Origin of the sequence: Paenibacillus suaedae, assembly GCF_032337355.1 — a bacterium.
Lineage (GTDB): Bacteria > Bacillota > Bacilli > Paenibacillales > Paenibacillaceae > Paenibacillus_B > Paenibacillus_B suaedae.
Genome location: NZ_JAVYAA010000002.1, coordinates 134,515 through 158,060, shown reverse-complemented (window position 1 = coordinate 158,060; position 23,546 = coordinate 134,515). Strand labels below are relative to the sequence as shown.

Sequence of the window (23,546 nt, the reverse complement as noted above, 5' to 3'; positions counted from 1 at the left end):
ACATCTATTGTAATAATTATATGTTTCTCACCATGAGCACCTTCCAGATTTTTTACACCCCTAGAACCCCAATTTGATAGATATTAAATCTTTCCGAAAAAACGCCCTTGACTGCATTTCATTTAAATTAGGGAGAAGGATGAATATGTCAAATAGTAATAAATCACAATTAACCGTAAAAAATACCTGGACGCTAACAGAAGCGCAGCGAAGAGTATGGTATATGGAACTGCTTAGTCCCAATACAACCGTTGCCTTGCTGAACAGCTTGCTTACCTTGCAGGGAATGATTATCGAAGAGAAGATTATACAGGCCATACATATGCTGGTTTCCCGGCATGATTCTCTTCAAGTGAGATTACGACAAATTGACGGCCAGGAGCCGCAAATTTATACTGCTCTGTTCGAGCCATTCCATGTTGATGTACTAGATGTCAGGGGGGAAGGAGAAGAAACATGGCGGGAGATCGTCGATTTGCGTTCGCGCCAGCCTCTCATTCTATTTGACTCCCCATTGTTTGAATTCACGTTGTTCCGGACAGGAGAGTTGGAGGCTCGCTTGTTTTTGAAAATTCATCATGTGATAGCTGACGGTTATTCCTTGAACCTGCTTGGCAACGAAATCATTCACAATTATATGTCCTTGCTGCGTAATGAGGAGCTTCCATTGGAATCAGCGCCCTCTTTTACAGAACTTCTTAATAGCGAAGCTGCCTATCTTGATTCTTCCCGGTTCCTTAAGGATAAGGCATATTGGGACAAAGAATTTAGTACGTTGCCGCCAATCACAAGCTTATCTTTTTCCGAGCGCGCATCCCAGACGGCCACCAGTGAAGCCTCTTACAGTCGACATCAACTTCCCTCATCCCTATGCACAGACATTCATGAATTCTGCGAAAAACACCAAGTATCTGCCTTTAATTTGTTTGTAACGGCTCTATGTCTTTATCTCGCGCGACTATGCGGAGAAGAAGAGGTTGTATTAGGAACCATGTATGCCAACAGAACGTCTGCTGATCAGAAAATGATGGTCGGAATGCTCGTCAGCACGACACCATTTCGCATGCGCGTAGATGGTTCAATGTCTTTCGCTGACCTTTTGAGACGGGTGAAAATGAAGCAGGGCGAGCTAATTAGACATCAGAAATACCCTTACAATCGCATCATTCCTGAGCTCCGTGAGCGATTTGGTTTTACGGGATCGCTGCTGCCCATTTTCTTTAATTATCATCCTATGGCATGGGACACTGTTCCGGTAGATGCCCCTATACAATATGACACGATGCCCCTCGGAAATGGCCATCAAGATAACGAGTTAACCGTACACATCCGTGAAAATGTAAAAACTGGCGAGATGGCGATCCAAATCGATTATTTGACGGATCTTTTCGCAGTTGAAGATATACAGCGCCTGTTTGCGAGATTAATGCATGTACTCCGGGAAGGAATGGCAGCACCGATGGAGGCGGTAGCCCAAATTAATGTAATGCCGCCGGAAGAGCGCAATGAAATCCTTGAATGCTTGAGTGCGGGACGAAAATGTGATTGGCATCCCGGAGGTCTGCTGCATGAACAGTTCGAGGAACAGGCCGTAAAGACGCCGGATCGCATGGCTGTGCTATCGGGAATGGACGGATCGTCGTTGAGCTACGGCCAATTAAATGAACGTGCCAATAAACTCGCTCGTACCTTGAGAAATCAGGGGGTTGAGATGGGACACCCCGTGGCGATTTTAGGTGAACGTTCGCTTGAAATTGTAGTGGGGGTTCTTGCTGTGCTTAAGGCTGGCGGAGCCTTCGTGCCTTTGGATCGCTCTTTGCCTCCCGAACGGCTTGCTTATATGTTGGCTGATAGTGGAGCCGGCATTTTGTTGACGGCCGCTTCCGTTAGTTTTGCTGTGCCTGAAGATTGCGTGATCTTGAATTTGCAGCAGGATGAATGTTATGCCGGTGATGCTGCGAATTTAGGCGTTCATTGTAGCCCAGAACAGCTTGCTTATCTGATTTATACTTCGGGGACAACGGGAACACCGAAAGGTGTTATGGTAGAACACCATAGCTGGATGCAGACGGCTTGGGCGTGGCGCCAAGAATACAAGCTTCAAGAAATGGAGGTTCGGCTGCTGCAGCTTGCCAGCTTCTCATTTGATGTATTTGCCGGTGATCTAGCCAGAGTATTGCCGAATGGGGGAGTACTCGTTTTTTGCCCGAATGAGGCTCGTCTTCAGCTGCCGCAGCTCCATCGGCTGATTGTAGAACATGGCATTACGCTGCTGGAATCGACACCTGCCCTGCTAGTGCCGTTAATGGACTATATTTACGATCATCGCCTGAGTACCGGTAAGCTTGAATTGCTTATTCTTGGTTCGGATCGCCTTGCGGCTAACGACTTCCTTCGATTGAATAGGCGGTTTGGCTCCAAGATGCGCATCCTGAATAGCTACGGGGTAACAGAGGCTTGTATCGATGCGTCTTATTATGAATTGGAACAGGGTGGACAGCTGTTTAATGAAGAAATTGTGCCCATTGGCAAGCCGCTTCCCCATGTCAAGCTGTATGTACTAGGGGCGGGAGGAACGCTGCAGCCTGTAGGAGCAGCCGGCGAGCTGTGTATCGGAGGAGAAGGAGTAGCAATAGGCTATTTGAATCGGCCAGAGTTGACGAGCGAGCGCTTCGCTGAAGACCCTTATGCGGCAGGCGGACGGATTTACAAAACCGGTGACCAGGCCCGCTGGATGCCAGATGGTAATTTAGAGTTTCTAGGCCGCATGGATGATCAACTCAGTATTCGCGGCTTCCGTGTTGAACCGGGAGAGATTGAAGCGCATTTGATGCAGTTCGGGGACATCCGCGAGGCGGTGGTTGCCAATATGTCCGATGCACAGGGAGAGTCTGTGCTTTGCGCCTATTATACAGGTGGAGATATTGAGTCGCAGATTGCCGAATTGAGGGCATTCCTTTCCACGAAGCTTCCGGACTACATGGTACCGGTCACATATATGAAGCTTGATCGGCTTCCCTTGACGCCGAATGGCAAGGTGGATCGTAAATCTTTGCCGAAACCTGATGCAATTGCATCCCACAAAGAATACGTTCGTCCAACGACAGGCGCAGAGCAGCAAATGGCGCTGTTGTGGCAGGAGGTATTGAATAAGGATGTCGTGGGACTCCATGATAATTTCTTTGAGCTCGGAGGCCATTCGCTGAAAGCGATGACGCTGCTGACGCGCATTCATCAGGAGTTCCAGTCCGAAATTGGCTTGCGAGATATCTTTCAATCGACCGATCTGAAGACATTGACTCAAGCGGTCACTTCAGCAGGCGAGCGGGTCTATGAGTCTCTTCTTCCCGCAGCGGAGCAGGATCATTATCCGCTGTCATCGGCACAGAAACGATTATATGTGCTGCATCAACTGGATGAAGCAGGTCTTGGTTACAATATGCCGGCTGCTTTTCAAGTTGCAGGTCATTTGGATAAGGAACGACTAGAAGCGGCATTTCAAGCACTTATTGCCCGCCATGAGGCGCTGCGCACCTCGTTTACGGTTGTGGACGGAGAGCCAATGCAGCAAATCCATGATGCCGCTGCTTTTGCCTTATCTTATGAGGAAACGGAACAAAGCAGAGCAGAAGAAAAAATCCAGGCATTCATCCGCCCATTTGATCTCGGTACTGCCCCACTACTGCGAGCGAAGGTCATTCATTTTGGGAAAGAGCGCCATTTGCTCTTGTTCGATATGCATCATATTATTTCAGACGGTATTTCCGTTCAAATTTTAACGGAAGAAATGGCATCTCTATATGCTGGAGAAGATAGCGCCCCGCTGAGGCTGCAGTATAAGGATTATGCGGTGTGGCAGCAAGAATATCGTCAGTCGCAAGCCTATATGAATCAGAAAGCCTATTGGCAGAAGGAACTGGCAGGTGAGCTGCCGGTGCTGAACCTGCCGGCTGATTATCCGCGTCCGGAGATGCGCAGCATCGAGGGTGGTCGAGCGGATTTTGAACTGAGAGGCGAGTTGGCGGAAGGGATCTGCAAGCTGGCGCAGGAGAGCGGCAGTACGGTGTACATGGTGCTGCTTGCGGCATATAGCACGCTGCTGTCTCGTCTTAGCGGGCAGGAGGAGATCATTGTTGGCACGCCAGTGGCTGGTCGTCCGCATGCCGACTTGGCAAACATTCTCGGCATGTTTGTCAATACGTTGGCACTGCGTACGCTTCCTGCAGGTACTAAACCTTTTTCCGCTTACTTGAAGGAGGTTCGCCAGACGGCATTATCCGCTTTTGAACATGGGGATTATCCGTTTGAGGAACTGGTGGAACAGGTTGTGAAGCAGCGCGACACAAGCCGTAATCCGATTTTCGATGCAATGCTTGTGCTGCAAAATTCCGAACAATCTATGGTTCAGCTTCCAGGCCTGCTTCTTTCCACTTATCCATTTGACTATATTGCATCTAAGTTCGATTTGACGCTCACGGTTACAGAAGAAGCCGAGGGTTTTTCCTTCACTTGGGAATATGCGGCGTCCTTGTTCAGTCGCAACACGATAGAGCGGTGGACAGCTTGTTTCCTAGAATTACTGCGCCAAGCGGTAGCATCGCCACATTCTCGATTGGACGAATATGTCTTGGTAAGTGGACAGGAAAGAAAGTTATTGCTTGAGCAATTTGCAGGGACGAAGGCAGATTATCGTTCTGACGCTACGGTGCTCACTTTATTTGAAGAGCAGGTTGCCCGCACTCCTGAGCTGCCAGCGGTTATTTTTGGAGACGAGGAGTTGAGTTACCGAGAACTGAATGAGCGAGCAGAACAGTTGGGAGCTGTGCTTCGCGCGCAAGGCGTAGGTGCGGAGACAATTGCCGCCGTCATGATTCATCGGTCTTGTGACATGGCGGTTGGTTTAATGGCTGTTCTGAAGGCAGGAGGAGCCTATCTTCCGCTTGATCCACAATTTCCGATGGATCGGATTCGTTATATGTTGAACGACAGTTGCCCTAAGGTTCTGTTGACTTCGATAGAGTACCGGTCTCTGGCGGAGGAGATCATCGGCAATAGTTCCGTTATTTATTTTGAGGATAATGAGCATCCGGATAGGGCTGCAGCGTTCATGAAAGGAAGAACTGTCGAGCCTGCGGATTTGGCATATGTGATTTATACATCTGGCACTACGGGGAACTCCAAAGGTGTTATGATCGAGCACGGCAGCTTGGCCAATACGCTTCAATGGAAAGCGAACCGCTACCGGTTTATAACTGGTGACAAGGCGTTAATGTTGAATCCTTTCATTTTCGACTCATTCGTGACCCACTTTTTTGGCCCCCTTGTGTCAGGAGCGGCGGTTGTTTTGTTGAACGATCAAGACAGCAAAGATCCGTTGGCCATTCGTGGGGTCATCACTAAATGTCGCATTACCCATATGCAAAGTCCACCGAGCTTCTATTCGGCATTGCTGGAGAGTATGAATCCCGATGACTGGCGCACGGTACGAAGCGCTGTGCTGGCTGGGGAAGCCGTTGGGACAGCGCTCATCAGCCGTTTGAAGTCGATGAATGCCAACATGGAATTGATGAATGAATATGGTCCGACCGAAAATACCGTAGTGACGACTGCGATTGAGCTAGAGCCAGAGAAGGCTGTTACAATTGGGCGCCCGATTCCAAATGTACGAGTATATATTCTTACCTCACAAGGGCAGCTCACTCCGCTCGGCGTACCAGGGGAACTGTGTATTGCCGGTTCTGGCGTAGCGCGCGGTTATCTCAACCGAACACAGTTACCAGCTGATAAGTTCACCTCCGATCCTTTCGTTCCCGGCGAACGAATGTATCGAACCGGCGACTGGGCACGCTGGCTGCCGGATGGAAGGCTGGAGTATTTGGGTAGAATCGATCATCAGGTGAAAATTCGCGGCAACCGTATTGAGCTCCAAGAAATTGAGGCGCATCTATTGACGCTTCCAGGCATAAGAGAGGCAGCCGTTACGGTTGTGGGGGAAGCGGAGAATATCGGTCTGTGCGCTTACTTTGTGGCGGATCGGGATTACCCGGTAAAGGAGCTGCGGACAGCACTTGGCAAAACGTTGCCGTCCTATATGATTCCTGCTTATTTTATTCCGATGAAGCAGATGCCTCTCACCGTGAACGGCAAATTGGATCGACGGGCATTACCTTTGCCAACCGGACAGTTGGAGAAAGACAGCAAGTACATTGCCCCGCGGAATCCTGCTGAACAGGAAATGGCAGAGTTGTGGCAAGAGGTGCTTGGTATCAGTCTGTTAGGCATGGGGGACGACTTTTTTGAACGAGGCGGGCAATCGTTGAAAGGGGCCGTTTTGGTAGCGCGCATCCAGAAGCAACTGCAGGCCGACATCTCACTTCGTGATCTGTTCCAGTATCCTACCGTAGAGACATTGACTGATGTAATAGTGTCCCGGAAGAACAAAGCATTTAGAGGAATTGGACAAGCTGAAACCCGGGAACATTATCCGCTTACCTCTGCACAGAAGCGAATTTATGTGCTCCAGCAGTTGGAGGGAGCAGAGGTAAGTTATAACATGCCAGCCGTTCTTCGAATGGAAGGCATGCTGAACTGGATGCTTTTCGAAGAAATTTTGCAGCAACTGGTTGCTCGTCATGAATCGCTGCGAACTTCCTTCATGATGGCAGACGGAGAGCCAGTGCAGAGCGTACACGAAAAAGTAGCGCTTACAGTTGACTATTGTGACGTGGAAGAAGAGCAGCTTCATTCGATGATCTCAGAATTCATCATTCCCTTCGATCTCAGTCATGCGCCACTTCTACGCGTGAAAATTGTTCGTGCGGCAAGTCATCTCCATTATGTGTTGTTGGACATGCACCATATTATTTCTGACGGCGTGTCGATGGACATATTCGTCAAGGAATTTACGAGTATGTATGCCGGGAAAGAATTGCCCCCGCTGAAGCTGCAATACAAAGACTATGCGGTGTGGTACCAAGAATACGTGCTTAGCGATTCTTATCGGGAGCAGGAAAAATACTGGCTTGATCATTTTGCGGGCGAGCTGCCGGTTCTGCAGCTGCCAACCGATTTCGCGCGTCCGGCATTGCGCAGTTTTGCAGGCGACCGGGTTGATTTCAAGCTGGGGAAAACATTGTCGGAAGCAGTACAGAAGCTGGCGCTGGATAAAGGGGTTACCGTCTACATGGTGTTCTTGGCCGCGTACAGTACTCTGCTCTCCCGTTTGAGCGGTGACGAGGAGGTTATTGTCGGCTCGCCGGTAGCCGGACGCCCGCATGCGGATCTAGCGGACATGATGGGGATGTTTGTCAATACGCTAGCATTGCGCACGTTCCCTTCCGGACAGAAAACATTTGCCGAATACGTTGAGGAAATCAAGCAAACAGCGCTCGATGCTTTTGACCATGGCGAGTATCCCTTTGAGGAACTGGTAGATCGAGTTGCCATCCAGCGCGACATGAGCCGAAATCCGCTCTTCGATGCCGTATTTGTACTGCAAAACGCGGAGAACTCCCTTCTGGATCTTCCTGATTTGAAAATCGAGTCCTGTGCGTTTACGGATAAGCAATCCAAGTTTGACCTTACCTTGATGATATCCAAGAGAGCGGATGGCTACCATGGTTCGTTGGAGTTCGCTTCCGCCTTGTTTACGCGGGAAACGGTCGAACGGTGGTCAAACCATTTGACGGAGCTGTTGAATCATGTGACGTCTGAGCCGGTTACGACACTTGGCGAAGCAAGGTTATTAAGTGGAGCAGCCGCGCTCAATCAACTGATGACATTCAGCGGCTTGCCAGTCCAAAAAACCACGTCTCAAACGACAATTCATCAACGTTTTGAAGAAATAGCCGTCCTATATGCGGATCGGACAGCCATCATGTGCGGTGAGCGGCATTTCACTTATGCGGAGCTGCGCCTTCAAGCGAATCTTGTTGCCGCCATGCTGCGGAGGGAAGGTATACAGCCGCGATCAGCCGTAGCCATTCTGGCGGAACGCTCAATCGAATTCGTCGTTGCGGTACTGGGAATTCTGCAGGCGGGTGGAGTCTATGTACCGCTCGATCCAGATGCGCCTGAGGAGCGACATCTGTATATATTGGGTGACTGCGGAGCAGAGTTCCTGTTGGCCGTACAAGAATTCAAAGCACCTGTTTCATACCAAGGGACGGTTATCACGCTTGATGGCGGGGTTCTTCTAGATGAAGCGTTAACAGCGCAAGAGGATTTGAAGCGCTTGGGACTTGAAGAAGCACACGACAGCGACTCCGATTACCCGGCTTATATCCTGTATACCTCGGGTACAACGGGAAGACCAAAAGGCGTACTGGTGACACATGGAAATGTACTCAATCTGGTGAATAACGATGGATACGTGCCGTTCCACGCCCATCACCGCTTCGCGCAGACCGGATCGGTAAGCTTTGATGCGGTTACGTTCGAAATATTTGGAGCGCTCCTGCATGGAGGCTCTTTGCATCCAGTTGAGAGGGATGTGCTGCTGGATGCTCATCGGATGGGGCCGTTTCTGAAGGATCATGGAATCACAGTCATGTTTTTGACGACCTCGCTCTTTCATCACCTGGCCGATGAGGATGCGGGTCTGTTTACTGGCGTAGAACATCTGATTATGGGCGGAGAGGTTCTGTCGCCGAAGCATGCGTTTGCAGTGAAGGAGGCATGTCCGGGACTGACGATCTGGAACGGTTATGGTCCTACCGAAAACACGACCTTCTCAACTGCATTTGCAGTTATGGAAGAAAACGGCAAAAGAAACATCCCGATCGGCCGGCCAATTAAGGGGACAACAGCCTACGTGCTGAGCGCTCAGGGGCAGCTGCTTCCAGTAGGAGTGCCTGGAGAATTGTGCCTTGGAGGCGCAGGCGTCGCTGCAGGATATTGGAATTTGCCAGAGCTTACGCAGGAAAAATTCGTACCGGATCCTTGGATTGAAGGCGGACGCATGTACAAAACTGGGGATTTGGTTCGCTGGCTGCCGGACGGAACGCTCGAATATTTAGGAAGAATCGATCAGCAGGTCAAAATACGGGGTTACCGGATTGAACTTAGCGAAATCGAAGCGCGGATGCTTCTTCATGATGACATTCGCCAAGCGGCTGTCGTGACATGGGAAGAGCGAACGGGAAGTGAGGCTTTGTGTGCTTATTACGTGGGGAGCAAACGCCTGGAGCCGACCGAATTGAGGCATCACCTGAGCATCGCTTTACCTGAATATATGGTTCCTGCGCATTTTGTGCATTTGTTGGAGCTTCCGCTTACAAGAAACGGCAAGCTGGATCGGAAGGCGCTGCCGGAGCCCGTAGAAGATATGGCGAGAGCCTCCAAATATACAGCTCCACGAACTGTTACGGAAGCTAAGCTCGCAGAGCTTTGGCAGGAAGTATTGCATGTATCTCAAGTGGGGATCCACGACAACTTCTTTGAACTTGGCGGCCACTCACTAAGAGCGATGATACTCGTATCTCGCATTCATCAGAGTATGGGTAGTCCTATTGCCATTCGGGACGTATTTCGGTACCCGACCGTTGAAGCCATGGCACTGACTGTGGACGGAATGGCTGAAATCACTCATGAAGGCCTGCAGTCTGTTGGGGAGCGGGAATATTATCCACTGTCTTCTGCACAGAGAAGACTATATGTTCTGCAGCAGCTCGAAGGAGCGGAGCGAAGCTATAATATGCCTGCGTCGCTGCTGCTCAATGGACAATTGAACGTAGCAAGATTGGAATCCGCTATACAGGAGCTGACGATTCGCCATGAAGTCCTTCGCACACGTTTTGATTTCGTAAATGGCGAACCCGTTCAAATCATTGGCCCGGAAGCTGATTTTTCGCTGTCATTCCGCGATGTCGAGGAGGATCAGCTCCAAGAGATCATCCAGAATTTCATTCGTCCTTTTAATCTGGAACAAGCGCCGCTGCTGCGCATCCAATTGATAAAGCTGGCAGATACACGGCATCTGTTGTTGTTTGACATGCATCATATTATTTCCGACGGCACATCTATGGAGATATTCATAAAGGAACTCACGAGTCTGTATATGGGAGAGAGCTTGCCGCCGCTATCTCTTCAATACAAGGATTATGCAGTATGGCAGAACGCGCAGGAGCATTCCGAGGCGTACAATCTGCATAAGGAATACTGGCTGGAGCAGCTTGGAGGAGAACTTCCGGTTCTTTCCTTGCCCTATGATTTTGTTCGTCCGCCAGTACAAAGCTTTGCAGGAAGCCATCTCGATTTCTGGATAGATGCGGAATTGACCGACAAATTGCGCAAACTCGCGCAAAATACGGGAACTACCTTGTTCATGGTACTGCTATCTGCGTATAGCGCGTTTCTCTCAAGGATATCCGGTCAGGAAGATCTGATTGTCGGGACGCCTATTGCCGGCCGTCCTCATGCTGATTTATCCAATATTCTAGGAATGTTCGTGAACACATTGGCAATTAGATCGACGCCATCCAGGGAGAAAACATTTGCCGAATATCTTGAAGAAGTCAAGCAAATTTCTATCGTAGCGTTTGAACATGCGGAATATCCGTTCGAAGAGCTTGTCGAGCAAGTGGTTCAACAACGGGATGTCAGCCGAAATCCGATTTTTGACGTCATGTTTGCACTGCAAAACATGGAACAATCCGAGCTTCAGATGCAGGGAGTAGAGGTATCTCCGTTTGAACTGGAGAATCCTACTGCGAAATTTGACTTGTCCTTGTTCGTCAGTGAATGGGGAAATCAGCTTCATTGCAGTCTAGAATACGCAACAGCCCTGTTTGAAAGGGACACGATCGGACGTTGGCAACAAAATTTCATCCAATTACTGCGGCACGCGGTCGATGAACCGGGGATTGCACTCGGTAAAGTGAATTTGCTGAGTGAACAGGAACGGAATAAGCTGTCGTCTTGGCATGTCGGAAGTTCCATGGAGATTCCAGATGCGACCATTCATCAATTGTTCGGAGAGCAGGCAGTTAAGACTCCGTATGGCATTGCTCTGGTATGTGGTGAAACCATGGTTACTTACCAAGAGTTGGATCAACGTTCTGATCGAATTTCGCTTGCTTTGCAGCATCGCAACATAGGGGAGGGCAGCATAGTCGGCATTATGGCTGGTCGTTCTCCTCATATGATAATCGGCTTATTAGGGATTCTTAAAACAGGCGCGGCTTTCCTGCCTATCGATCCGTCCTACCCGGAGGAGCGTATTGCTTATATGCTCGAGGATTCCCAGGCAGCTTGCTTGCTCATCGATTCAGAACGGATGGCTCAAAGCTTCGCCTATGACGGAACAATGCTGATAATGAGCGAATTGCTATCTGAGAATGATGAAATTAGAAGAAGCGTCCATGAGTCGACTGAGGTTTCATTGGGCGAAGAAAATGGATTGCCGATTTACGTCATTTATACTTCCGGGACTACGGGCAACCCTAAGGGCGTTATTTTGAATCATCGAAACCTTATCAATCTTGTGCTTTATCAACATAAGCATACGGACATACCTTTTCATAAAAATGTGCTTCAGTATGCTTCCTACAGCTTTGATGTCAGCTACCAGGAAATTTTCACTACGCTGCTTGCGGGCGGGACGCTTCATGTCGTCGATGAGGAGATGCGTCGGGATCCCGTCGCGCTCTTCCGATATATCGAGGATCAGGACATAGAAACGATTTATTTGCCTGCTTCCTTTGTAAAGTTTGCATGGAATGACCCAACTTATGAATTCGCGTGGCCTAGCAGCGTGCGTCACATCATAACAGCAGGAGAGGCGTTGGTTGTCGGAAAGTCGCTGCAGCGTTATTTGGGCGGGCGTGGGGTGACTCTTCATAATCACTACGGGCCTTCCGAGACGCATGTTGCTACTACGTACACGGTTACGCCGAATGATATCGGGACAAAGCTTCCTCCAATCGGCAGACCGATCAGCAATTCTTCTGTTTATATTTTGGATCCGCTGGGCTGCCCGCAGCCGATAGGTGTTGCAGGTGAGTTGTGCATCGGGGGTGCATGCGTCGGAGAGGGTTATTTGAAGCAGCCTGAACGTACTCGCGAGAAGTTCATCACCAATCCCTTCTCTTCCGGTGAACGGATGTACAAAACAGGTGATTTGGCTCGTTGGTTGGCGGATGGGAACATCGAATATTTAGGTCGTATGGATCATCAAGTGAAGATTCGTGGATATAGAATTGAACTTGGTGAGATCGAAAACCGGCTTCTCGGGATCAAGGAGGTTCGAGAAGCAGCCGTTGTCGTACATCGGGATGAGGACGGCAATAACGAGTTATGCGCCTATATCGCAGGTGAACGCGAGTTTTCTTCTGCCGAGCTGCGCGAGGCTCTCGGGGCGGTAATGCCGGATTATATGATTCCTACATTCTTCGTCCAGCTTGAGAAACTGCCTGTTACACGGAATGGAAAGGTCGATCGCCAGTTGCTGCCGAAGCCGGATGGCGCCAAGGTGGGCAAAGATTATCAGGCTCCACGAACAAATATGGAAACCAAGCTTGCATTGTTGTGGCAGGAAGTGCTGGGTGTTGAGCGCGTGGGCGTCCATGACAATTTCTTTGAATTAGGCGGTCATTCTCTGCGGGCGATGACACTTGCATCTCGTATTCGCCAGGCTTTTGATGTGGAAGTTCCATTGCGCTTGTTCTTCCAGGCGCCTACGGTAGCAGGATTGGCAGCGGCAATGGAAGCCTTAACTTGTCATACGTATGAAGAACTGCTGCCTGTAGAAAAGCAAGCATATTATCCGCTATCCTCTGCTCAAAAACGGCTGTACTTGTTACAGCAATTAGAGGGGGTGGGACTTAGCTACAATATGCCGGTGGCGCTGCAGCTCGAGGGGGCATTGGATAAGGTTCGTCTGGAAACCGCGCTGCAGGCGATGGTCAGCCGCCACGAGTCGCTGCGTACTTCGTTCATTGTCGTGAATGGAGATCCGGTGCAGCGGGTTGAGGATGATCCGGTGTTGCGCGTGATTTATAAGGAATTTGAGGGGGCGGCCGTTGAGAAGCAAATCCAAGCATTTCTCCGTCCGTTTGACCTTAGTGAGGCCCCGCTGCTGCGCGCGGCCGTGATTCGTCTCGGCGAAGAACAGCACCTGCTGTTGTTTGATATGCATCATATTATATCGGACGGCACGTCGATGAATATTTTTATAGAAGAATTTATGAAGCTGTACGCCGGAGAACAATTAGAGCCGCTGCGGCTGCAATATAAGGACTATGCTGTATGGCAGCAGAAGTATGCACAGATGCCATCGTACCGCGAGGTGGAAGCTTACTGGCTGGAACAGTTTGCAGGCGAATTGCCGGTGCTGAACCTGCCGGTTGATCATTCGCGCCATGCATTGCGCAGCTTTGAAGGAGGCCAAGTAGACTTCGAGCTGGGCGATGGACTTGCTTCGTCATTGCACGAGTTGGCACGAGCGAACGGGGCCACGTTGTACATGGTGCTGCTTGCAGCATATAGTACGCTGTTATCGCGTCTTAGCGGGCAGGAAGAGATCATTATCGGCTCGCCGGTGGCGGGAAGGCCGCATTCTGATCTGGAAGGCATGCTTGGAATGTTCGCGAATACCTTGGCGCTGCGGATGTATCCGGTCGCAGACAAAAGCTTCGCCGTTTATTTGCAGGAAGTAAAGCAGACGGCGCTTGGGGCTTTCGAGCATGGAAACTATCCGTTCGAGGAACTGGTGGAACAGGTCGTTCGCCGGCGCGATACGAGCCGCAATCCGATTTTCGACGCGATGCTCGTCTTGCAGAACACAGAACAGGTGGAGCTGGAGCTTCCGGGACTGCGTTTATCCTCTTATCCGTTCGACTATAACGCGGCGAAATTCGACGTGACCCTATCGGTACGCGAACACGAGGAAGGAATGCGCTGCTCGCTCGAATACAGTTCTATGCTGTTCGATCGAGAAACGATTGAACGTTGGGCGAATCATTTTACGGAGCTGCTGCGTCAGGTCTCTGCTAATCCGCAAGTCAGGCTGAATAGTGCCGGCTTGCTGGCGGCGGCCGAGCAAGAGCAGTTAATGGTTCAGTTCAACAACTCGAAGGTTCCGATTCCTGTAGAGGCAAGTATTCCTTCCCTGTTTGAGCGGCAGGCGGCGAAGACGCCTGATCGTCCGGCAGTGGTGTACGCGTACCAGCGGTTGACCTACCGGGAGCTGGAGGAGCAGGCCAACCGCATAGCGCAATGGCTGCAGGCTCATGGCGTGGTGGAGGAAGAGCGCGTAGGTGTCTTGATGAACCGTTCGCCGCAGCTCATCGCCGGTCTCCTGGGGATTTTGAAAGCAGGTGCTGCTTATGTGCCGATTGACCCTATTCTGCCTAAGGAGCGAATGGAGGGGATGATCCGGGATTCCGGGATGCGGGTAATGCTGACGGATTCGGTTCAGCTTGGAAGTGTGACAGTAATGCAGGCCACATCGCTGCGTGATGTATTATGTCTGGATGATGGATTGACGAAAGAAATGGTCGGTCTGCTGGGTATGATGGAGCATGTCAATCAGGCAAGAGGCTTTGATGGTGTCCATGAATGTGACGATAAGTGCGACAATCAGGGCGACCATGAAGGCGTCAATATTGGCGATAATACAAGTGTTGGCGGTGAAGCGATCTCAATCTCCTTCAGCGAAGAGCTGGCCGGGTATTCTTCTGCACCTGTCGGCGTGGAAATAAAACCATCCAACAGCGCATACGTCATCTATACTTCTGGCACGACTGGTATGCCGAAAGGGGTCGTCGTTGAGCACCGGAATGTGGTCAATTTCATCTCGGGAATGATTCGCGAACTACCGTACGTGGCGCATGATGCAATGCTGTGCCTCACGACGGTGTCCTTTGATATCTTTGCCGCGGAGAGCTGGGTGCCGCTGAGCTGCGGTATGCAGATCGTTCTCGCCAGCGAGGACGCGCAGCAGGATCCGGCCGTACTAGCGGAACTGTTAGCACAGCATCCGGTGCAGATGATGCAGCTTACACCTTCGCGTCTCATGTTGCTGCTTGGGGATAAGCGATGCACGGCGAAGCTGCGGAGCATCAAGACGCTGCTGGTTGGCGGTGAAGCCTTCCCTTCCACCCTGTATGAGCAGGTAAGAAAGCATTCGGACGCAGAGCTGTATAACATGTACGGGCCGACGGAGACGACCGTTTGGTCCACATTCGACCACTTGGGCGAGGATGAACGGATCAGTATTGGACGGCCGATGGCGAATACGCAGGTGTACGTCTTGAACGAGGCGCTGCAGCCGCAGCCGATTGGCGTGGCAGGTGAGCTCTGTATCGGTGGTGCGGGAGTCGCCCGCGGATATTGGGCGCGGCCAGAGCTGACGGCCGAGAAATTTGTGGACAGTCCGTTCGTATCCGGGGCTGGGGAACGATTGTACCGAACCGGAGATTTGGCGCGCTGGCTGCCTGATGGGCGGCTGGAGCATCTGGGACGGATCGACCATCAAGTGAAGATTCGTGGATACCGGATTGAATTGGGCGAAATTGAAGCCAGCCTGCTGCGCATCCCGGGTGTAAACGAAGCCGTCGTAACGGTAGTAGAAGCGAACGATACAAAAGAGAATGCACAGGAATTATGCGCTTATGTAACGGGTGGACAACCGCTGGCAGCAGCCGAGTTGCGTGCCGCATTGGCCGCATCGTTGCCGTCGTATATGATGCCGTCCCTATTCGTGCAGCTCGATGAGCTGCCGCTGACGCCAAACGGCAAGGTGGATCGCAGAGCACTGCCGAAGCCGTCTGGAATCGCGGGAAGCGGAGTGGCAGCGGATTATACAGCGCCGCGAACCAACGCTGAGGCGGAACTAGCCCAATTATGGCAGGAAGTGCTGGGTGTGGAACGCGTAGGCATTTACGATGACTTCTTTGAATTGGGCGGTCATTCCTTAAAGGCGATGATGCTCGTATCGAGGATTCATCAGGCGTTGGGGACAGAAATGCCGTTAAGACAACTGTTCCTCACGCCGACGGTTGCAGGAATTGCGAGCGTGCTGGACGATACGGCTGGCAGAACGGGGTATCAAGCGTTGGCCCCGGCAGACGAACGGGTACAGTACCCATTGTCCTCGGCCCAAAAACGGCTGTACGTCCTTCAGCAATTAGAGGGAGCTGAACTAAGCTACAACATGCCGGTGGCGCTGTGGCTTGAAGGCCAATTAAATCGTAAGCGTCTGGAAGCAGCTCTGCACGGGCTCATTGCCCGCCATGAATCGCTGCGCACTTCGTTTGCTGTTGTGGACGGCGAGCCGGTGCAGCGGATACAGGAAAACTGGAGCTTTTCTGTGGCTTATGAGAAAGCTCGGGAAGAAGAGATCGAGGAGTCCATACGGGCTTTCGTCCGCCCGTTTAACCTAAGTGAAGCTCCGCTGATGCGTGCATCCGTCGTGAGTCTTGAAGAAGCACGCCACGTGCTGCTGTTTGATATGCATCATATTATATCGGACGGCACCTCGATCAACATTTTGATAGATGAATTTGCAAAGCTGTACGCAGGAGAAGCGTTGGCTCCGCTTAAGCTGCAGTACAAAGATTACGCGGCATGGCAGCAAGAGCACTTCGCAGATAGTCAAGTGTATGGGCAGTTGGAATCGTATTGGGTGGAACAGTTTGCGGGCGAAATTCCGGTACTGAGCCTGCCGGCGGATCATCCTCGTCCGGCCGTTCGCAGCTTCGAAGGCGGCCGAGTGGACGTAGAATTGGACGACGAGCTTTCGTCTGCCGTTCGGGAGCTGGCCCGCACGAGCGGCACTACGGTGTACATGGTGCTTCTTGCTGCTTACAGCACGCTGCTGGCGCGCCTTGGGGGTCAAGAAGAAGTAGTTGTTGGATCGCCTGTGGCGGGAAGGCCTCATGCAGACTTGGATGGCATGCTGGGGATGTTCGTCAATACGCTGGCGATGCGGATGTACCCGAGCGGGGAAAAGTGCTTTGCCGCTTACTTGCAGGAGGTAAAGCAGACAGCGCTTGATGCCTTCGAGCACGGGGACTATCCGTTCGAGGAACTGGTAGAACGAGTTGTTCGGCAGCGCGACGAGGGCCGTAATCCGCTCTTCGACGCGATGCTCGTCCTGCAAAACATGGATCAGGCGCAGCTTGAGCTTCCCGATCTTCAGTTGGCGCCGTATGTGATGAAGAACACGGTAGCCAAATTTGACGTAACCCTGATCGTATCCGAGCAGGGGGAGGGATTCTCCTGCAGTTGGGAATACTCGTCAGCAATCTTCACGGAAGATACGATTAAACGTTGGGCGGAACACTTTGCCGAGCTTTTGCGCCATGTAGTGAAACAGCCTGAAACGGCGTTAGGAGTTGTTTCTCTGCTTACGGCGGCACAGGAACGTCAATTGATGCAAGAGTTTAACCCGGCGCGGATTGAACCTGCAGGCAGCAAGACCATGCTCGAACTGTTTGAAGAACAAGTGTTGTTGAATCCGGATCGTACGGCAGTCATCTTCGACAATCGTAATTGGAGTTATGCAGAGCTGAATGATCTAGCCGGCCTTTACGCTCAGGTACTAAAACAGCATGGAGCCGGTCCTGAGGAAATTGTCGGCGTTCTTGTATCTCGTTCCGTCTGGATGGTCGTGTCCGTATTGGCAGTCTGGAAATCGGGTGCTGCCTATTTACCGCTGGATGCCAATTATCCAACCGAACGGATTGCCTATATGCTGGAAGAATGCGGTGCCCGTCTTCTTCTTGCAGAACGGGAATGCGGCGAGGCATGGGGAGCGGATTACGATGTTGTTTATTTGGAAAACGATGCCCCAGCAGCAGCGGAAGGCACTTCACAGCAACTGCCTGAGCCTGGACATTTGGCCTATGTTATTTTCACTTCGGGTACTACTGGCAAGCCGAAGGGCGTCATGATTGAGCATGGGCATGTAATCGAACGAATATTTGCTTGGAAACAAGTTTACAGTTTGGACTCAGAGGAAGTCCGATTGCTGCAGATGGCCAGCTTCTCGTTTGATGTATTTGTCGAAGATATGGCACGTACACTTCCTTTTGGCGGAACGATGGTCATTTGTCCAAGCGAGCTGCGATTGCAGCCCGCGGCAATAGCGGAATTAATCCGTACGCATGCGATCACACTGCTCAACTCGACGCCGTCATTAGTCATGACCATTATGAAATACATCGATGAGCGGAAAATAGATATCCCTTCGTTACGGCTTTTAATTTTGGGGGGAGACCGTTGTCTTAACCCTGATTTCCATTGGCTGCTTCAACGGTTCGGACATGGAATGCGGATTATTAATTGTTACGGAGTAACGGAAGCGACCGTAGATTCCTCCTTCTATGAGTGGACGGGGGCTCCGAAGCAGTATCCGTTAACGACATCGGGGCACGTACCGATCGGAAAGCCATTTCCAAATGTAAGGCTTTATGTCGTGAACCCTCAACAGGATCTTTTGCAGCCAATCGGAGTATATGGTGAGTTGTATGTCGGCGGTGCAGGAGTAGGGCGTGGATATATAAAGAGACCACGGCTGTCTGAGGAAAAATTCATCCCAAGTTCCTTTGTGGAAGGGGAACGACTGTATAAAACGGGAGATCTGGTACGCTGGTTGCCTGACGGCAGTCTGGAATTTGCCGGGCGCAATGACCACCAAGTAAAAATTAGAGGATACCGGATCGAATTAGGCGAGATTGAACAGCACCTTACCGAGCTCGAAGGAGTTGCGGATTCGGCAGTCATCGCTTGCGAGTTGAAGCAGGGAGAGCTCGAATTGTGTGCCTATGTGGTCGCGAACCAAGCCATAGAGATGACATCATTGCGTAAGGCCCTGTCCGCACGACTTCCGGGATTCATGGTTCCGGCACACTTCGTCCGACTGGAAGAGCTTCCGCTGACGCCGAACGGCAAGGTGGATCGCCGGGCACTGCCGAAACCGTCTGGAATCGAGGGAAGCGGGACGGCAGTGGATTATACAGCACCCCGAACCGACGCCGAGGCGAAGCTGACACAATTATGGCAGGAAGTGCTAGGCGTTGAACGTGTAGGCATCCATGACGATTTCTTCGAATTGGGCGGACATTCACTGAAGGCGATGACACTCGTATCGAGGATTCATCAGGTGCTGGGGGCAGAACTGCCGCTCAGTCAGCTGTTCCTCTCGCCGACAGTCGAAGGAGTGGCGGCAGCGCTGAAAACGGCAGCTAGCAGCAAGGAATATCAAGCGTTGCAACCGATCGGCAAGCGTGCGTATTATCCGTTGTCTTCGGCTCAAAAACGACTCTATGTCCTGCAGCAGTTAGAGGGGGCAGAGCTGAGCTACAATATGCCGGTAGCGCTGCGGCTTGAAGGAGAACTGGATCAGGTACGGCTGGAAACGGCGTTGCAAGCACTTGTCTCCCGCCATGAATCGCTGCGAACCTCGTTTGCCGTCATGGATGGAGAGCCGGTGCAAATGGTATCGGATGAGGTTAAGTGGGGCGTGTCGTATAAGGAAGCGCATGAAGAAGGAATCGAGGAGCTCATTCGTACATTTCTTCGCCCGTTTGACCTGGCCGAATCGCCGCTGCTGCGAGCGACCGTCGTGCGTCTCGGAAATGCGAATCATGTGCTTCTGTTCGATATGCATCATATTATCTCGGATGGCACCTCGATCAGCATTTTGGTAAATGAATTTGGAAAGCTGTACGCGGGAGAAATGTTGGCTCCGCTTAAGCTGCAGTACAAAGATTATGCAGCATGGCAGCAGGAGTATTACGCCGATAGTGAGGCGTACGAGGAACTAGAAGCGTATTGGGTGGAAAAGTTATCCGGCGAATTGCCGGTACTGAACCTGCCGGTTGATAAACCTCGTCCGGCCGTGCGCAGCTTCGAGGGTGGACGGGTTGACGTAGAGCTAGACGGTGAACTTGCGTCTGCCGTACGCGAGCTGGCCCGCGCGAGCGGCACTACCGTGTATATGATACTGCTTGCCGCCTACAGCGTGCTGTTGGGGCGCCTTGGGGGACAAGAGGAAGTCGTTGTCGGATCGCCAGTGGCGGGAAGACCGCATGCGGATTTGGAAGGCATGCTGGGGATGTTTGTTAATACATTGGCTCTACGGACGCAACCGTCCGGGGAGAAAAGCTTTACGACTTATTTGCAGGAAGTGAAGCAGACGGCGCTCGAGGCCTTCGAGCATGGAGACTATCCCTTCGAAGAACTGGTGGAACGGGTGGTTCGGCAGCGCGACACGAGCCGCAATCCTCTTTTCGATGCGATGTTAGTGCTGCAAAATATGGATCAGGCGGAGCTGGCACTTCCAGGGCTTCAGCTCACCTCGTACCCGTTCGAATCCAATGTGGCCAAGTTCGATCTGACCCTATCGGTAAGCGAACAGGAGAACGGCATGCGCTGCTCATGGGAATATGCTGCCATGTTGTTTGAGCAATCCACGATTGAACGATGGGCCGGTCACTTTGCGGAGATTTTGCGTCAGATTACCCTTAATCCGCAGGCGGCATTGGGAAGCATCGGCCTTCTGACGGCGGCGGAACAGGAACAATTGCTGAAGCAGTTCAATGAGTATGAAATGAAGTCATTCAAACAAGATAATGGAACTATTGCTGAGTTGTCACGGGATATAGAAATGACACTGCACGAGATGTTCGAAGAGCAGGCGGAAAAGACGCCGGAACGTTTGGCCGTTGTATGCGGTGAAGCTGGTCTGACATACCGGGAGCTCAATGAACGGGCGAACCAGTTGGCTCGAGTCTTGCGCCATCATGGGGCAGGGCCCGAAAGCCTTATTGCTGTACAGTGCGAACGATCCGTAAAAATGGCTATTGCACTGCTTGCCGTGCTGAAGTCGGGAGCAGCCTATTTGCCGATATCGCCACAGGATCCAGCGGAACGTGTACGATTCATTTTGGAGGACAGCGGCGCTACCCTGCTATTATCGAGCACAGCAGTGGATGATGTTTGTTGTCCGGTGCTAGGTTTGGACGATGACCATATAGAGTTGGAGTCGCCTGAAGATCTCCCGAGCACAGCGAATAGCAATAATTTGGCGTATGTAATCTATACATCAGGAACTACCGGTCAGCCAAAAGGCGTCATGGTGGAGCATGGAAGCATCGTTCATACGCTTCGTTGGAAGGCAGCAACCTACAACTTCGACGGAGGCAGGGTGCTGCATGCGAGCCCATTCGTGTTTGACGCGTTCATCTCGCATTTCTTTGGCCCCCTCGTTGCAGGCGCGACTGTTGTCATGCTGGGCGATGAAGAGCTGAGCGATCCGGCAGTCATTATCCGTACGCTTGTTGAGCAGAAGATTACCCATGCGCAATTCCCAACTGGTCTGCTCGCGGCACTGTTTGAAATGATCGCGCCGGAACAGCTGGCAACCGTCCGGAGTGTGGTTACCGGCGGGGAGAAGATCGGTGCGGCGTTGATTGAAAAAATGCTTTCATACGGCCACATTGAGTTTGTTAGTGAGTACGGGCCGACGGAGAACAGCGTAGTGACAGCCGCTTTGCCAGTCAGCAATCCGCGGCAGTCTCATACACTTGGTAGAGCGATTGGCCAAACGAAAATGTATGTGTTGGGTGCGAATGGTCAACTGCAGCCGATCGGCGTACCTGGCGAATTGTGCATTAGCGGGCCTGGATTAGCCCGGGGGTACCTCAATCAGCTGGAGCTGACAGCGGAACGTTTCATTGCCAGTCCGTTTGCGGCCGGAGAGCGCATTTACCGCACAGGGGATCTGGCTCGCTGGCTGCCGGACGGCAATCTCGAGTACATGGGCCGGATAGACGGACAAGTGAAGATCCGGGGCTATCGGATCGAGCCAGGCGAGATAGAAGCCGAACTGCTGCGGTCGGCTCAGGTAAGCGAAGCCGTCGTGGCCGCACTGCCGGATGCCTCAGGCAACCTTCAGTTGTGCGCCTATGTCGTAGGCGGCGAACTGGATCCTTCTGAACTGCGCAGCTTGCTGTCTTCTACGCTGCCGGCATATATGGTTCCGTCCACCTTCGTGCGACTTGAACAATTGCCGGTGACGACCAACGGTAAAATCGATCTCAAAGCGCTGCCGAAGCCGGATACAGTCATGGCCCATACGTTGTATGCAGCTCCACGTACACCAGAGGAGCAGGCACTAGTGTCGGTATGGCAGCAGGTGCTCGGGGTGCCGCGGATCGGCATCCATGACAGCTTCTTCGACCTGGGAGGAGACTCAATTAAGGCGATTCAAGCTATGTCCCGACTCATGCAGGCTGGCTATAAGCTGGAGATGAAGGATCTGTTCCGATATCCAACTGCGGCCCAGCTCAGCGAATACATTGCTCCAGTTAGCCGCATTGCGGAACAGGGACAGGTTCGAGGTTCGGTGCCGCTCACGCCAATTCAGCACTGGTTTGCCGAGCGGGATCTGGTTGATGCGCATCACTTCAACCAAGCCGTGATGTTGTATCGAGAGGAACGGTTTGAGGTAGAGGCGCTGCATCTGGCGATGAAGCGGATTACAGAACACCATGACGCGCTGCGAATGGTGTTCACGCCTGCAGCGGACGGCAGCTATGCCGCTTGGAACCGTGCCGTGAATGAAGGGGAATGTTACGGCTTGGAAGTATTCGACTTCCGAGAGAAGGATCGGCAAATGCACGATTGGCAGGATCCTGATTTACAGGAAGAGCAAGCAGAGCCATCGTGGAGTCGTTTAGTGGAAGCGAAGGCTCGCGAGTTGCATGCCAGCATCTCCTTAGAGACCGGTCCGCTTGTGAAGCTGGGCTTATTCCAATGCGGCGATGGCGATCATTTGCTCATCGTGATTCACCATCTCGTAATTGATGGCATCTCCTGGAGGATTTTGCTGGAGGATTTCGCCACAGCGTACGAGCAGGTTGTACAAGGGCAGGACATCCGGCTGCCGCTGAAAACCGATTCGTTCCAAGCCTGGGCACAGCAATTGGAAGCATATGCTTCAAGCCTGGCTGTGGAAACGGATTATGAATATTGGAATCAACTGAAGAATGTCAGTTTAGCCCCATTACCAAAGGATAACGAGCTAGGTGGAGATAAAATTGAAAACAGCGCAGCGTTGACGCTGCAATGGTCACGGAGCGAAACGCAGCAGTTATTAACGCAAGCGAACCGGGCATACGGAACCGAGATTAACGATCTGCTGCTGACCGCGCTGGGAATGGCGATTCAGGAATGGACCGGAATCGATCAAGTGGCCGTTATGCTTGAGGGGCACGGCAGGGAGACCATCTTGCCGGATGTGGACGTTAGCCGGACGGTAGGCTGGTTCACAAGTGCGTATCCGGTCATGCTGGACATGAAAGAGGGTCTGGATTTGCCGATGCGCATCAAGCTGGTCAAGGAAACATTGCGAAGCATCCCGCATAAAGGCGTCGGTTATGGAATTTTGCGTTATTTGGCATCAGCGAAAATTCAAGCTCTCGACCCGGAAATTTCGTTTAACTATTTGGGTCAGTTCGACCAGGACTTGCAAAGCAACGCGCTCCAAATATCGCCGCTTTCTTCTGGGGATGCAGTTAGCCATAGGCAAAAAAGGGCAG

The 23,546-nt window shown here is 51.7% G+C and carries 1 protein-coding gene (running past one end of the window); it reads left to right on the top strand.

What is annotated here, in order from left to right:
* Window positions 1-145: 145 nt before the first annotated feature.
* Window positions 146-23,546: the 5' portion of a non-ribosomal peptide synthase/polyketide synthase gene (locus RQP50_RS08630; RefSeq protein ID WP_315744817.1), read on the top strand. It continues 18,248 nt past the right edge of the window; 23,401 of the gene's 41,649 nt are visible here — the first part of the coding sequence; its start codon is at window positions 146-148; its stop codon lies beyond the right edge, outside the window.